The organism is Engelhardtia mirabilis, from assembly GCF_007748095.1.
Taxonomy (GTDB): Bacteria; Planctomycetota; UBA1135; order UBA1135.
In genome coordinates this window covers 5,000,184-5,015,408 of sequence record NZ_CP036287.1, presented here as the reverse complement: position 1 = coordinate 5,015,408, position 15,225 = coordinate 5,000,184, and the positions used below count along the sequence as shown (strand labels likewise).

10 protein-coding genes are annotated in these 15,225 nt (G+C 67.9%); 6 read left to right on the top strand and 4 right to left on the bottom strand.

Features of this window, described 5'->3' with window-relative positions; all coding sequences use genetic code 11:
* The first annotated feature begins 390 nt into the window (after positions 1 to 390).
* The 4 genes from Pla133_RS18460 (at position 391) to Pla133_RS18445 (ending at position 6,329) form a co-directional block, all read left to right on the top strand.
* Entirely contained in the window at positions 391 to 2,805 is a 2,415-nt protein-coding gene (locus Pla133_RS18460; RefSeq protein ID WP_419192455.1) for a ribonucleoside-diphosphate reductase subunit alpha, read from the top strand.
* A gap of 274 nt (positions 2,806 to 3,079) precedes the next feature.
* Positions 3,080 to 4,078 (top strand): ribonucleotide-diphosphate reductase subunit beta, encoded by a 999-nt coding sequence (locus tag Pla133_RS18455; RefSeq protein ID WP_145067946.1) that lies wholly within the window; start codon positions 3,080 to 3,082, stop codon positions 4,076 to 4,078.
* A 608-nt stretch (positions 4,079 to 4,686) separates the two neighbouring features.
* Positions 4,687 to 5,574 (top strand): formylglycine-generating enzyme family protein, encoded by an 888-nt coding sequence (locus Pla133_RS18450; RefSeq protein WP_419191711.1) that lies wholly within the window; start codon positions 4,687 to 4,689, stop codon positions 5,572 to 5,574.
* A gap of 95 nt (positions 5,575 to 5,669) precedes the next feature.
* On the top strand, positions 5,670 to 6,329 hold the full coding sequence (locus Pla133_RS18445; protein WP_145067944.1) for an RNA polymerase sigma factor: 660 nt from the start codon (positions 5,670 to 5,672) through the stop codon (positions 6,327 to 6,329).
* A 68-nt stretch (positions 6,330 to 6,397) separates the two neighbouring features.
* On the opposite strand, the gene Pla133_RS26515 is transcribed toward Pla133_RS18445, so the two are convergent.
* A complete protein-coding gene (locus Pla133_RS26515) occupies positions 6,398 to 6,655 on the bottom strand; it encodes a hypothetical protein (protein WP_419192482.1) in 258 nt (85 codons plus the stop codon).
* Between Pla133_RS26515 and Pla133_RS18440 the strand changes: the two genes are divergently transcribed.
* Positions 6,545 to 10,921 (top strand): WD40 repeat domain-containing serine/threonine protein kinase, encoded by a 4,377-nt coding sequence (locus Pla133_RS18440; RefSeq protein WP_419192454.1) that lies wholly within the window; start codon positions 6,545 to 6,547, stop codon positions 10,919 to 10,921. The two genes, Pla133_RS26515 and Pla133_RS18440, sit on opposite strands and share 111 nt — an antisense overlap.
* A gap of 233 nt (positions 10,922 to 11,154) precedes the next feature.
* Here the strand turns inward: Pla133_RS18440 and Pla133_RS18435 are convergent, their stop codons facing one another.
* The 3 genes from Pla133_RS18435 to Pla133_RS18425 all read right to left on the bottom strand — a co-directional run bounded on the left by Pla133_RS18435 (position 11,155) and on the right by Pla133_RS18425 (position 13,500).
* A complete protein-coding gene (locus Pla133_RS18435; protein ID WP_145067940.1) occupies positions 11,155 to 12,072 on the bottom strand; it encodes a hypothetical protein in 918 nt (305 codons plus the stop codon).
* Positions 12,073 to 12,216: 144 nt separating this feature from the next.
* A complete protein-coding gene (locus Pla133_RS18430; RefSeq protein WP_145067938.1) occupies positions 12,217 to 12,828 on the bottom strand; it encodes a YceI family protein in 612 nt (203 codons plus the stop codon).
* Between the two features lie 252 nt (positions 12,829 to 13,080).
* Complete coding sequence (locus tag Pla133_RS18425; RefSeq protein WP_145067936.1) at positions 13,081 to 13,500, bottom strand: secondary thiamine-phosphate synthase enzyme YjbQ; 420 nt, start codon at positions 13,498 to 13,500, stop codon at positions 13,081 to 13,083.
* Between the two features lie 62 nt (positions 13,501 to 13,562).
* Here Pla133_RS18425 and Pla133_RS18420 point away from each other — a divergent pair, with 62 nt between their 5' ends.
* Complete coding sequence (locus tag Pla133_RS18420) at positions 13,563 to 15,002, top strand: GDSL-type esterase/lipase family protein (protein WP_145067934.1); 1,440 nt, start codon at positions 13,563 to 13,565, stop codon at positions 15,000 to 15,002.
* The last annotated feature ends 223 nt before the right edge of the window (positions 15,003 to 15,225 follow it).

Genomic DNA, 15,225 nt, shown 5'->3' with positions numbered 1-15,225 from the left:
GGGAATCGTCAACAACTTTGATTCGTCACCGGGCGCGGTCGCCGCGCTCCGGAACGAGCCCTAGCGGATACCCGCCGGGACTCGCCACCCATCCAACGCTTCGCCGCTCGCCGGCGCCGCGACCTGAACTCGACTGCGACGCGCGCCGGCCCGGCCGGACGCGATCGCGGGCCACGCTCGAACTCGCTTCGAGCGCCATCCGCTCGACCGCCCACCGCGGTCGGCGGACGAAGTTGTCCTCCGCGCAGCCGTCCTCGGCTGAGCCCCACCCCCCGCCCGTCTGGACCGACGCTTCCGACTGCCATGGATCGCGCCTACGAACCTAGCCTCGCCGACCCCGAGCAAGCCATTCAGTACGCCCTCCCGACCCCCGATCCCGGCACGGGCTCGATGGGTAGCGGTGAGGGCTCCGCGGGAGTCACTACCCCGGAGGCCGTGGGCATGCGGGTGCGCAAACGCAACGGGGGCTCCGAACCCGTCGACGTCAACAAGATCGTGCGCGCTGTCCAGCGCTGCGGAGCCGGCCTCGACGCAGTCGATCCCCTGCGGGTCGCGACCCGCACGATCAGCGGTCTGTACGACGGCGCGACGACCTCCGAGCTCGACCGTCTGTCGATCCAGACCGCGGCCTCGTTGATCGCCGAGGAACCGCAGTACTCCAAGCTCGCGGCGCGCCTGCTCGGGACCTACATCGACAAGGAGGTCGCCAACCAGGACATCATGAGCTTCTCGCAGTCGATCAAGGCCGGCGTGGAGGCCGGTCTGATCTCCGAGCGAGTGGCCGAGTTCGTGCAGGAGAACCAGCGCAAGCTCAACGACGCGATCGACCCCTCGCGCGTGGCCCTGTTCGAGTACTTCGGGCTGCGTACGGTCTACGACCGCTACCTGCTCAAGGACCCGCACAGTCGCGACGTGCTCGAGACGCCGCAGTACTTCTTCATGCGGGTGGCCTGCGGCCTGGCCCAGGATCCGGCCGAGGCGATCGAGTTCTACCACCTGATCAGCTCGCTGGTCTACCTGCCCAGCTCGCCGACCCTGTTCAACTCCGGCAGCCAGCGCACGCAGCTCAGCTCGTGCTACCTGCTCGACTCGCCCGAGGACGACCTGACGGCGATCTACCGTCGCTACAACGACGTCGCCCAGCTCTCGAAGTTCGCCGGTGGCATCGGCCTGGCCTACCACCGCATCCGCTCGAAGGGCTCGTTGATCCGCGGCACCAACGGCCACTCCAACGGGATCGTGCCGTGGCTCAAGACGCTCGACTCCTCGGTCGCGGCCGTCAACCAGGGCGGTCGGCGCAAGGGCGCGGCCTGCGTCTACCTCGAGTCGTGGCACGCGGACATCGAGGACTTCCTCGAGCTGCGCGACAACACCGGTGACGACGCGCGTCGGACCCACAACCTGAACCTGGCCAACTGGGTGCCCGACCTGTTCATGAAGCGGGTCGAGGCGGGCGAGGACTGGTCGCTGTTCGACCCCAAGGTCGTGCCTCACTTCACGGACATCTACGGCGAGGAGTTCGAGCGCGCCTACGAGCAGGCCGAGGCCGAGGGGCTCGCGAGCCGCAAGGTGCCCGCGCGCGAACTCTACGGCCGCATGATGCGGACCTTGGCCCAGACCGGTAACGGCTGGATGACCTTCAAGGACGCCTCGAACCGCAAGTGCAACCAGACCGGCGCCGAGCGCACCGACGGCAAGCCCAGCGTGGTGCACCTGTCGAACCTCTGCACGGAGATCATCGAGGTCACCAGCCAGGGCGAGACGGCGGTCTGCAACCTGGGCTCGATCAACATCGGGCGCTTCGTGGTCGGTGGCGAGATCGACTACGTGCGACTGCGCCAGGTGGCGCGCATCGCCATGCGGTACCTCGACCGCGTGATCGACATCAACTACTACCCGACGGCCGAGGCCAAGTCTTCGAACCAGCGCTGGCGCCCGGTGGGCCTGGGGCTGATGGGGCTGCAGGACGTCTTCTTCAAGCTCGGGCTGCCCTTCGACTCGGAGCGCGCGCGGGCCCTCTCGCGCCGTGTCCAGGAGGAGATCTACTTCGCCGCGCTGGACATGTCCTGCGAGCTGGCCGAGGAGCTCGGGGCGCACCCCGCCTTCGACGAGACCCGCGCCGCGGTGGGCAAGTTCCAGTGGGAGCTGTGGGACGGCGTCGAGGTCGAGGACCCCGCGCGCTGGGATGCCCTGCGTGAGCGGATCAAGACCCACGGCCTGCGGAACTCGCTGATGTTGGCCATCGCTCCCACGGCCACGATCGCCTCGATCGCCGGCTGCTACGAGTGCATCGAGCCCCAGATCTCGAACCTGTTCAAGCGCGAGACGCTCTCGGGCGACTTCCTGCAGATCAACAACTACCTCGTGCTCGAGCTGAAGAAGCTGGGCAAGTGGACGCCGGAGATGCGTCAGCGCATCAAGAACGCCGAGGGCTCGATCCAGAGCCTCGAGGAACTGCCGGCGGAGCTGCGTGCGGTCTTCCGCACGGCCTGGGAGGTGCCGCAGCGCTCCTTGATCGACATGGCCGCCGAGCGCGGGGCCTTCATCGATCAGAGCCAGTCGCTCAACCTCTTCATGGAGACGCCGACCATCGGAAAGCTGAGCTCCATGTATCTCTACGCCTGGAAGCAGGGTCTGAAGACGACCTACTACCTGCGCTCGCGCCCGGCCACGCGCATTCGCCAGACCGACAGCTCGGTCAGTGCCCAGCCGGGAGAAGCCGACAGCGACGTGAAGGACTACAGCGACAACGACGCGGTGGTCTGCTCACTCGAGAACCCCGAGAGCTGCGAAGCCTGCCAGTAGTCGCTGCGAGGCGACAGGGCAGGACGAGCGGTGTGCGAATCACTCGCGCGGTGATCGTGCGCTGACGAGCCGATCGGTGCCTGGCGCCGATCGGCGAGCGCGCCGCCAGGCGGCACCAACGCCGACCCACAGCTCGACTTGAATCACCGCTGGCCCGGACTACAACCGGGCTGCGCTACCGCCAGTACCCAACTGCCGCCAGTACCCACGACAACTGGCCCGAACCGCCACCGAGCCCGACCTGCTACTCAGCGGATCCAAGGAACAAGAGACGATGCTGCTCGACCCCGGAATGGACCTGACCCTCCGTCCGATGCGCTACCCGGTCTTCTACGAGATGTACCGCAACGCCATCAAGAACACCTGGACGGTGGAGGAGGTCGACTTCTCGACCGACTTGGTCGACCTGCAGCACCGGCTGATGCCGGCCGAGCGGCACATGATCAACCGCCTGGTCGCGTTCTTCGCGACCGGTGATTCGATCGTGGCCAACAACCTCGTGCTCAACCTCTACAAGCACATCAACGCCCCCGAAGCGCGGATGTACCTGTCGCGGCAGCTCTACGAGGAGGCCCTGCACGTCCAGTTCTACCTGACCCTGCTGGACACCTACATCCCGGACCTCAAGGAGCGCGAAGAGGCCTTCCAGGCGGTGACCAACATCCCGTCGATCAAGAAGAAGGCCGAGTTCTGCTTCAAGTGGATGGACACGGTCCAGTCCATGGAGGCCTGTCGCACCCCGGAGGACCGCAGGAAGTTCCTGCTGAACCTGATCTGCTTCGCGACCTGCATCGAGGGCCTGTTCTTCTTCGCAGCCTTCGCCTACGTCTACTTCATGCGCTCCAGGGGCCTGCTCAACGGGCTCGCCGCCGGGACCAACTGGGTCTTCCGCGACGAGTCCTGCCACATGGCCTACGCCCTGGAAGTGGTCGAGACGGTCCGCAAGGAAGAGCCCGAGCTCTTCGACGACGAGCTCCGCAACAGCGTGGTCCAGATGCTCGAGGAAGCGGTCGAGTGCGAGACCGCCTTCGCCGAGGACCTGCTCAACCAGGGCGTGTCGGGCCTGTCGATGCGCGACATGCGCCAGTACCTCGAGTTCATCGCCGACCAGCGCCTGGGCAACCTGGGCATGGCCAAGCGCTTCGAGGCCAAGAACCCCTTCGCGTTCATGGACCTGCAGGACGTGCAGGAGCTGTCGAACTTCTTCGAGCGCCGGGTCTCCGCCTACCAGGTGGCGGTCAGCGGGGATGTCGGGTTCGACGAGGAGTTCTAGCTGCCCGAAGGGCAGCTAGAACCTGCCTTTGGCCCAACGGCTGGCGCCGTTGGAGTGTTGGCTGTCCTTGGTGCGGACCGACGGCTGCCGCCCGGGAACGGCCAGAAGCAGGACGCCCCGCGCTCGGACGATCGGTCCGGGCGCGGGGCGTCTTGCGTTCGCGTCGGTGTTGGGATGCGGACGGGACGGTGGTCGTTTCAACCGCCTCGGTTGCTCCGATCGGTTCGGTGGGCGGTGGGGCTCAGTAGTACCCGACGCTGCCGTCGGCGGCGGCCTCGGCCTGGAAGGTCATGACGGCCAAGGCGTCGGCGATCAGGCCGCGCTTGTCCGGCCACAGGAAGGCTTCGGGCGGGGGCCCCTCGTAGGGTGCCGAGCCAGAGGGTGAGGATGGCGCCCCCGAAGTTGGTGCAGCGCCAGGTGTTCTCCCTGGGCCCCAGCCGACCACATGAAGCCGCGGTCAGAGGGGTCAGGCTGACCGGTGGCTCGCCAGGGCTTCATGCCGGATTCCCAAGAATTCCGCGTGACACCCAAAGGAGACAGCCGTCGATGGACCGAATGGCCGGACCCGCTGGCTGTTGCGATTCCGATGATCCTCAGGAGGACTCTCCATGCTGCTCGAAACGGCCCTGGTGCTCTTGGCCCACTGCCTCCCTTCCGCCACCTCGCTCGCGATGCCCGAGGGACCGACCGTCCCGATCTGGGCCGAGCTCCTCGACGCGAAGCCATCGAGAGCGGTCGTGAAGGATGCTGACCTCCGCCGGCGAATCACCGAAACGGGGCTCGCCTGGCGAGTGCGCGATCGGACGACCGGAGTGGAGCTGCTCCTCGTGCCGCCCGGCACCTACGAACGCGGCGCGAGCAGGGGCGACGACCTCGCCGGCATGGAGGAGAAACCGCGGCACACCGTCACCATCACCGCGCCCTTCTACTTGGGTCGATATGAGGTACAGAAGCACGAGTGGGACCATCTGGTCGACGGTGCTGAGCTCTCCAATCGCCCGGGGCTACCCAAGGAAGGGCTCGGCTTCGACGACGTTGTGGCCTACCTGCGAAGGGCGAACCAGGCCGACGACACCGAGTCGAGCCCACTCCGACTCCCGACCGAGGCCGAATGGGAGTACGCGTGTCGGGCTGGCACGGACGGGCCGGTCTACGGCAAGAGCCTGTCGAGCGTGGCCTGGTACCGCGACAACGCGGGCGACAGAGCGCGCGTCGTCGGGACGAGGAAGGCGAACGCGCTCGGCTTCCACGACATGCTCGGCAACGTCAAGGAGTGGTGCTCTGACCACTACGACCCCGCCGAATACGAGCGGATCGCGGCCGCTCCCGACCTCGGCGTCGACCCGGCGGGCTCGTCCAATCCCAGCAATGGGCACGTCCTGCGCGGCGGAGCGTACAGCCGACCGATGTCCGAGGCTCGCGCCTCCGCGCGCCAGCGCCGCTACAGCGACCCGGTCATCCGCCCCTACGGCCTTCGAGTGGCCAGGCACCCCTAGCGCTGTCTCGAGGTCGTTGGTGGGCGCAGGGCCGAAGCCTCGATCACCCCACTCCCAAGATCCGCGAGAGCGGAGCAGAATAGCGCTTCGACCGAATGACCGACCCCGACGATCTCCTGGCACGCTCGCTCTCCCCGGGTGACCTGCCTACACCCAAAGCATCGCTCGAGCTGCTCGCGCTGGCACGGGCAGGTGACCGCAATGCGCTCGAGGACCTGGTCGCGCGTTACCAGGATCGCCTGCGCCGGATCGTGCGGATCCAACTCGGGGAGAGCTTCCTGCGCCGCGACCACGATTCGATGGACATTGTCCAGAGCACGTTCCGCGCGGCGCTGCCCCGCATTGCGGACCTGTATCCGCGCAACCACGCGGGGATCCTCAACTGGCTCGCGATGATCGCGACCAATCAGATCCGCGATGCCTATGCCGCGCGCACGACTCGCAAGCGAGATGTCAGGCGCGAGGTCCCGCTCGCCGAGAGTGCGTGCGGGCGGCTCGGCGCCGGTGACGAGCGTCCGGACGAGCAGGCGATGTTGGCCGAGGTCCGCGAGCTGCTCGACGACGAGGTTACCCGACTCCCGGAGGACCAACGCCGCGTCGTCGTCCTGCGTGACTACGTCGGTGAGGACTGGGATCGGATCGCGGCCGAGCTCGGTCGGGAGCAGGGCGCTGCACGTCAACTCCACCAGCGCGCCTGGATTCGACTCCGACGGGCGTTGCGCCCCCGATTGCAACCGAGAGAGCGAGACGCCTGACGTGAAAGATCGAGCCCATGCCGACGGATGACATAGACGAGCCCGACGACGCCGAGTTGATCTTTGCGTCATGGGCGGTGGCCGCCGAGGCGGGGGAAGCCCCGGCTTTCGAGGAAGTCCTCGCCGAGCATCCGGCGCTCGCGGACGACCTCACGCGGTACCACGCCGACTGGAAGCTGTTCGCTCCGCTGCTCGGCCGCGCGGTCCCCGGCCTCGTGCGAGATGGCGCGGGGATCGTCTTGTCGCCGCTCTCGGGTGCGGGCGACGACGATCGAGACAGCGGTCAGCCCCCGTCGGACGAGCTTCTCGACCGCCTCGGCATCCACGCGCCCAACTCGGGCCGCTACCGCTTCCGCGCCGTGATCGGCCGCGGTGGGGGAGGCGTCGTGCTGAAGGTCTGGGACACGAAGCTCAATCGTCCGCTCGCCATGAAGGTCGTCCTCGGACGCGGCGAGGAGAGCCCCGAGGGCGATACACCGAGGGTCGACGGTCGGACCCTCACTCGTTTCGTCGACGAAGCGCGCATCGCCAGTCAGCTCAACCACCCGGGCATCGTCCCGGTCCACGAACTCGGCGCCGACGAGAGCGGCCGCGCGTTCTTCACCATGAAGCTGGTCAAGGGCGAGGACCTCGCGACCGTCTTCGAACACGTCCGGTCCGGCGCCCACGGCTGGAGCCAGCCCCGCGCCCTCGGCGTGCTCCTGCGTGTCTGCGAGAGCCTCGCCTTCGCCCACGAGAAGGGCGTGATCCACCGCGACCTGAAGCCCGCCAACGTAATGGTCGGCCGCCACGGCGAGGTCTACGTCATGGACTGGGGCCTGGCGCGGGTGCTCGGGGAGCCCGACGTGCGTGACGTGCGTCCGAACGCAACCGGACGTCCACATGCCAGTGCCGTCGACTCCCTGCGCCGGCCCGAGCTTGACACCCCCCTTGACTCCCCGCTCCTGACCATGGACGGCGACGTGATCGGCACGCCCGCCTACATGTCCCCCGAGCAGGCCCGCGGCGAGCGCGAGGCCATCGGCCCGCGCTCCGACGTCTACGGCGTCGGCGCGATGCTCTACGAGCTCATCGCCGGCCAGGTGCCCTTCGTCCCCGCCGGCGCCCGCGTCTCGCCCTACACGGTCCTGATGCGGGTCCTCGAGGGCCCGCCGCGCGCCCTCGCCGAGGTCGCGCCGCGCGCGCCCCTCGAGCTGGTCGCCATCTGCGAGAAGGCGATGGCCCGCGACGCCGCCGAGCGCTATCCCACGATCCAGGCCCTCGCCGAGGACCTGCGCGCGTTCCTCGAGCGCCGCGTCGTCGCCGCCTTCGAGAGCGGCACCTGGGCCGAGTCGCGCAAGTGGCTCTTGCGCAACCGCACCCTGGCGGCCGCGATCGGACTGAGTCTGGTCGCCGTGGCCGTCGGCCTCACGCTGACGACCCTGCAGAAGCACCGCGCGGACGCCCTGGTCGAGCTCGCCGCGGAGCGCCAGAGCCGACTGCGCGAGCAGCAGTACGTGGCGCTCGTCAACTCTGCCGGGCTAGCGCTCGAGCGAGGTTTCGGATCACAGGAGGTCCGTCGCCTGCTGGACGCCGCACCGCAGGAGCTACGGGGGTGGGAGTGGGACTTCCTCGACGCGGCCATCGAGGACTATCGCCGTTCCTTCGGGGGCGCCCGGCCGGCGCGGCAGATCGAGTACAGCCCAGATGGCAGCTTGATCGCAAGTCGGACCGACGACGGGATCCAATGTTGGGATGTGGACAGCGGCAATCTGCTCGCGAACTTCGAGGTGCCGGTGCTGTCAGACGGAGAGTTCGCCTTTAGCTCGGACTCGTCGACGCTCGCCGTCGCCGCCAAGGACGGCCGGGTCTTGGTTTGGTCAGTTCGCGATGACCGCGGTCCCTTGTGGTTGGATCTAGCGATCGGGCCGGCGTCGGAGCCGGAGACGAGCGCGACGGATCGTAAGGAGAGGCAGGGACCGACCCGATGTTCGTTTCGACCGGATGGTCGTGAGTTGCTGGTCTGGGACAGCCACGGAGTCAGGCGTTGGGACGCGATCACCGGCCAGAGCCTTGGAGCACTAGGGCTGGACGCCGGAAGCGAGAGAGTCGCCGGCTGTGGCTACCTCGAGCGCGCCGACAGTTTCTCGCCGACTGCGGTGATCGAGGGGAAACCCGAGCTCCGTGAGGGGGGCTATTGCGTGAGGTTCCGGGCGCAGGATCTGGATTTCTCGAGTCCGATCGCAGTGGGTGAGGCTGAGGCGTGGAACATCGATCGAGTGCAGTTCGCAGGGGACAACTCGCGTATTGTCGTCCTTGCCGGCGGGCGATCGGCTCAGGTCCTGTCCAGTGGGGCACAAGTCTGGCGGGAGGTCGACCTCGTCGAGGGCGAGCGATCCGCGATAGACTCGCTGCTGAGCGATGATGCCGAGCTTGCCGTCACGCTCGCTGGAAATCAGGAGCTATTCGTCAGAGATCTAACGAGCGAAGCGGCGGCTCGACGGCTGTTCGCTGTCGAGAAACCCGTCGCTCTAGAGGCTGTCTCCTGCAATGGGCGCCTTGTCGCCGTTTCGGACGAATCTCAGGGGGTGGTGATCGTCGAGGTCGACACAGACACGCAACTGCGTCGATTGGAGGGGCCTCTTAATGATCTCTCATTCAGTCCTGGAGGGACTGAGCTCGTAGGGTCGGGGCTTTCTGGCCTGATGGTCGAGTGGGACGTATGTGATGCCCGACTGTCCACGATCGGTGGCTATGAGCGTCCTGTTAAGGCGTTTGCCTTCACGCCGGATGGTCGAGAAATCGTCGCAATATCGGATTCTGGAGGCGAAGGTAATCTGATGGGCGAGGTCTGGCGCTTGGTCGATGGGAACTGCCGCCTCCGGTTCGAGGTGGATGGTACCCAGCATGGAATTACATGGATGTCGGAGGCAGCGCTCGTTCTGAGTCCGGATGGAAGATTTTCGGCCGTCAATGGGGCTTACGGAAGAACTCTTGTCTTCGATCTAGGCGACGGAGCACCAGTGGCGGTTCTGAATTGGATCGACGACCCCCCGATCCAAGGCGATGGGAGCATGGTCGAAGAGATGTATCCCGTGGCATTTGATGGAGGATCGTCCAGGCTAGCGACACTGAGGCCGTCCCATGGGGTCGGCGAGGTCTGGGACCTGAGTTCGAAGCAGATGCTGAGGCGGCTTCAGTATGATTTCGAATGCGATATCGGAACTTACTGTGCAGAGGGAGTGGGGGCGCTCGTAGGAATCGAATGGTCTGAGCGGTCGGGGCCTGCCTTGATCGACCCGCTGTACGGGCGAGCCGCTGAGATTGGAGAGCGACTGGAAGGGTCCGAGGGGCCGCCTTGGGACGGGTCAGTCTTGGCGGCGCACGTAGATGGCCGTCGATCGCTGGCGGTAGTTCATTCCTCGAGAGGCGTCGAGGTCTGGGATGTGGGCGCGGGAGTCCGTTTGATCGGTTTCTCGCAACCGAGTCCGCTGGCTCGTTCCGACGGTGCGATTTTCGATGCCTCGGGTCGATGGCTGCTCGTCTTTGAACACGAGTTGGGTGAGGCAGCCTTGGTAGATCTCGAATCGAGGACGATCGTGCCTGCACGTGTTCCGGAGCATGAGCAATGGCCTGTGCTGGCCTTGACCGCCGACGGCAAGCGAGTCGTGACGGAGCCGGAGTACAGCGTCGTCAAGATGATCGACCTCCGAACGTCGCAGGTCGTCCAGTCGTTCCAGGTGAAGGCTTTCGAATGGTGGGGATTTCAAGGGCCCCGTTCGATTCAGTTCAGTCCTGACGGATCGCGGTTGGCGATTCAGTCGGAGACGGGCGAGCTGAGGATCTTGGATTCGCAGTGGTATGGCGGGCGGTACTCCGAGCGCAAGGATTTCGAGGAGTCGAGAGCGATCGCGGTCGAGTGGATCCTGGCGCGACGTGCCAACGGATCCGCGTGGCGAGAGATTCTCGCGCTCCTCAAGACTGTTGACTTGCCCAGAGAGGTCTCGGACGCCGCCTCGGACGAGGTTTCGACTCGATTGAACGAGATCGTTCGCGAAGCCGCCTGTCTTGTGCAGGCCCTCAGCGAAGAACTCTTCTTTCAACCGGACGTCATCACGGCGATCGAAAATGATAGTGCGCTCGCGGTCGAGGTGCGCGAGGAAGCGTTGCGGATCGCCTCGAGCGTCGGCGGCCTCTCGAGCGTCGGGCTCAGCTGGGTCGCGGGGGAGCGACTGTCGAATCCGAACGGCTCGCCCGAGGACTACGACGTGGCGCGACGCGCGATGGCGACGCTCAAGGCGCGGGATGCCTTCTTGGACCCTGCAGATCGGTGGGCATGGCCGGCTGCAGACTATCGCTGTGGCGCTTTCGACGAAGCGATGGAGGGTCTCCTCGCCTTGAGAGCGTCAGCGTCTGAACCGTGTCCTCGAATCGAGCTCTTCCTGGCAATGTCCGCGGCACGGCTCGGTCTCGGTACGGAGGCCGTGGATGCGCTCGATCGTGCGCGGCGCGCGGCGCGCAATCATCAGGATGGGGACGACGAGAGCCTTCTTCGCCTGATCGAGGAAGCGGAATCGGTCGTGGCGAGTTCCGTGCCACAGAGTTCGAGGTAGAGGCGGGGCCGGTGGGCCGAGCTTGAGCCGACGCGGCCCTTGCGGACGCCCTGCGAGATGGGCTCACCGGACTCGGACGTTGCCAGCGCTTGGGTCGGTCGCTGCTTCAGCTTGGAGGGTTATGGCGGCTCGGGTGGCGGGGGCGGGTAGGAGCTACCACGCAGAGGGGGTCGGCCATCAGGCTGCGGCGGGATGGCCAGGGCGGGGGCCTGCGGCAGGGATGGACTCATCGCTCAGTAGTACCCGGCGCTGCCGTCGGTGGCAGCCTCGGCTTGGAAGGTCATGACGGCCAGGGCGGCGCCGAGCAACGCGGGGGCGGCCAGGACCAGGACCCGCAGGGCGTCGGCGATCAGGCCGCGCTTGTTCGGCCACAGCAGGGCTCCGGCGGGGGCCAGGAGCAGGGGCGCCAGGCAGAGCAGGAACACGCGCAACTCCACGTAGGCGAAGAGGTGCCCGTTGAGCAGCAGGCCGCCCACGGCGGCGGCGGCGATGGGGGCGGAGCCCAGGGCCAGGCGGCCGGCGCCGTCGGCCTGGCGCATGGAGGCCAGGAGTGCGCCGGCCAGGCAGGCGGCGACGCCTCCGGCGGCCTGGGCCATGTTCTGGGTCCCGGACATGCCCACGGCGATCGCCGCGCAGCTGGCGGTGGCGAGCTGGAGTCCGAGGCTCTCGCGCGCGGGTCGGCGCGCAGCACCGCGTAGGGCGCCGAGCCAGGCCACGAGGATCGCTCCGCCGAGCACGGCGCTGCGCCACGTGTTCTCCCAGGGGCCCCAGCCGGCGACGCGCAGGCGCGGCCAGAGGGTCAGGCCGGCGAGGGTCACGGCGGCGACCACTTGGATCGCGAGGCCGAGCTTGCGGCGGTCGCGATTGGCTGCGGTCCACAGTGCTGCGAGGGCGGCCAAGGGGACACCGACGATCAACCAGTCGTAGGCCATCACCGGCGGCATCGGCGGCGGACCCCACACGGCGATGTGGATCGCGATCCAAGCGCCGAGCAGGGCCAGGCTCGCGCCCCAAGCCGTTGAACCGCCGGGCGCCGTTCGCCGCAGGGCGAGCGCGACCAGGAAGAGCCCCAACAGGAAGGGCAGGATCGAAGCCCAGATCAGGGCGTCGCCCGTGGGGACTCCCTGCAGCAGTTGTTCGAAGGTCGGCATCGCTCTCGCGGGTCGGCGGAAGGGTTCAACGGTCGGTCAGCACGCCAGCGGCGAGCTGCGCGGCTTTGAAAACGGCGCCGGGAGCGAGCAGCTCGCACCCGACGCCGGTCAGGACACTGGACCCTCGAGAGGGACCCGTGGGTCCTACTTACGCAGCACGCCCTCGAGGTCCACGCGCACGTTGACCTCGTTGCCCAGGGTGCCCTCGTAGGCGTCCATTCCGAAGTCAGTGCGATCGACGGTGAACGTGGCGGTGTAACCGGCGCGGGTACCGCCCCAGGGGTCCTCGCCGCTGCCGACCATGGTCAGCTCGGCCGCGACCTTCGCGGTGGTGCCGAGCATGGTCAGGTTGCCCTCCAGGTCCCACTGGCCGTCACGCTTCTTCTTGACCGCGGTCGAGACGAACTTCATCTCGGGGAACTGGGCTGCGTTGAAGAAGTCGGCCGAGCGCAGGTGCTCGTCGCGCTTGGGGTTGTTGGTGTCGACCGTGGCGGTCTTGACCGTCAGCTCGACCGACATGTCCGCGGCCTTCTCGCCGGACGTGAAGCTGCCTTCGAACTCGTTGAAGCGGCCCCAGGCGCGGGAGAGACCCAGGTGCTCGACGTCGAAGTGGATCGAGCTGTGCCCGGCGTCGATGTCGTAGGTCGCGCCTTCGGTGTTGACCGGGGCGACGGCGACGGCCGGGGCGGGGGCGATGAGCAGTGCGGCGGCGGTCGCGACAAGGGCGCCGCCGGCGAGGAGGAGACGGTTGAGCATGGTTGGACGGGACTTCGTGGGACGGGAAGCGGTGGGACGGGAAGCGGTGGGACGGGAATCGACGGGGCCGTCGGGGCCGCCAGGGGCCGATCGGTCGGCTCTACTCGGGCTGAGCCCGAGTACGCCCTCGGAGGGCGAGCCGTGACGGCCGTCCGCCCGGCGGCCGGATCCGCGGGGATCCGGACCACCGAAGCGGGATTTCGGCCGTCCTGTCTAGTCGGCGGGGGGGCCCGACTCCAGCCCCGATGTCGACTACTCGCCGATGACCTTGATCAGCACGCGCTTGGGGCGCCGTCCGTCGAACTCCCCGTAGAAGATCCGCTCCCAGGTCCCGAAGTCGAGCTGGCCACCGGTGATCGCCACGACCACCTCGCGGCCCATGACCTGGCGCTTGAGGTGGGCGTCCCCGTTGTCCTCGCCGGTGTCGTTGTGGCGATAGTGGGAGGTGGGGGCGTGGGGCGCGAGCTGCTCCAGCCAGCGCTCGTAGTCGTGCAGCAGGCCGGCCTCGTCGTCGTTGATGAAGACGCTGGCGGTGATATGCATGGCATTGACCAGGCACAGGCCCTCGCGCACCCCGCTCGCTCGGACCGCGGCTTCGACCTGGGGAGTGATGTTGAGGAAGCCCCGGCGCTCGGGCACTTCGAAGGTCAGCTCTTGGCGGTGGGACTTCATGCCGCGACCATAGCCTCCTGCTCCACTCCCACGGCTATCCCCCCAGCGGACGCAACACGCCCATGACAATCGCCGCCCTCGCCCTCGTGCTCGCGTCCTGCTCGCCCCAGGACCCGGCGCCCGCGCTGATCCCGGTCCCGGAGTCGGTCTACCTGGAGGGCGCGGTCGAGGTCGATGGCGTGCGCACGCCCTACCTGCTGCTGCCGCCCGCCGAGTTGGTCGAGGGCCGGCGCTACCCCCTGGTCCTGTTCCTGCACGGCGCCGGCGAGCGCGGCGACGACAACCGCAACCAACAGCACCACTTCCCCGAGCGCATGGCCAAGGCCGAGAACCGCGCGAAGTACCCGTGCTTCGTCCTCGCGCCCCAGTGCCCGGAGGGCCAGGCCTGGACCACGTTCACCGACGGCTTCCGCGCGCTCGAGCCCGGCGCACCGGCGACTCCGGCGATGCGCGGCGCGATGGCCGCCCTGCGGGAAGTCGTGGGCACACAGCCGATCGACACCGACCGCATCCACTTGACCGGCCTCTCCCTGGGCGGCTTCGGCACCTTCGACCTGGCCGCGCGCCGACCGGACTGGTTCGCCAGCGCGACGCCCCTGTGTGGCGGCGGGCTGGTCGAGAACGCCCCGGACATGGCCGGCTTGCCCTTCTCGATCTGGCACGGCGCCGACGACCCGATGGTGGCCGTGGGGCAGTCACAGCGCATGGTCGAAGCCCTGCGCGCCGCCGGTGCCGAGGTCGACTACCACGAGCTGCCGGGCGTCGGGCACGACGTCTGGAACCAGGCCTATGGCAGCGAGGGTTGCCTGGACTGGATCTTCGCCCAGGTGCGCGATCCAAAGGCGCAGTTGGCGGCGGCCGCGCGGCTCTTCGCGGAAGCCTGTGCTCCGGACGAGCGCGTCGCGTTCCTCGGCGATTCGATCACCGAGGCGGGCAACGCCGAGGAGGGCTACGTGGACCTCTTGCGTCGGGCCCTGGCCGAGCACCGTCCCGAAGCCCAGGTGATCCCGGCGGGCATCAGCGGCAACCGGGTCCCCGACCTCCTGGCGCGCTACCGGAAGGACGTGGTCGACGAGGGCGCGACCCTGGTCTTCGTCTACATCGGGATCAACGACGTCTGGCACCAGGAGTGGGGCGGCGGGACGTCGATCGAAGACTTCGAAGCCGGCCTGCGCGAGCTCGTCGACGGCCTCGAGCAATCGGGGGCGACGGTCGTCCTGGCGACGCCATCGGTGATCGGGGAGCGCCGCGCGGGAACGAACCGCCACGACGGCAAGCTGGACGACTACGCGGCGCGCACCCGCCTGGTCGCCGCCGAGCGGGGCCTGGTCCTGTGCGACCTGGCCCGCCGTTTCGCCGACGAGTTGGCTCTTCACAACCTCGATGACGCGGCGCAGGGGGTGCTGACCAGCGACGAGGTTCACCTCAATCCAGCAGGCAATCGGCTGGTGGCCGTCGCCGCCGCCCGGGCCTTGCGACGTGCTGCCGCAGCGCGGGACTGAGTCGTCCGAGAGGGGGCCCCGGGAACCGGTGATGGGGCCCGGGCCGAGGCCGGATGTCAGATTTCTGAAAGCGACCCACCCGGCGAGCATCACCCCCGGCGAATTGTGCTTCCACCCAACCCGCATCCTTGCTTCCGGTGAGATCCATGCCCCGAACCACGTCGCTCCGGCTCGCGACCCTGGCGGTCGCCTTTCCCGTCCTCTCCGCGCCCCTCGCCGCTCG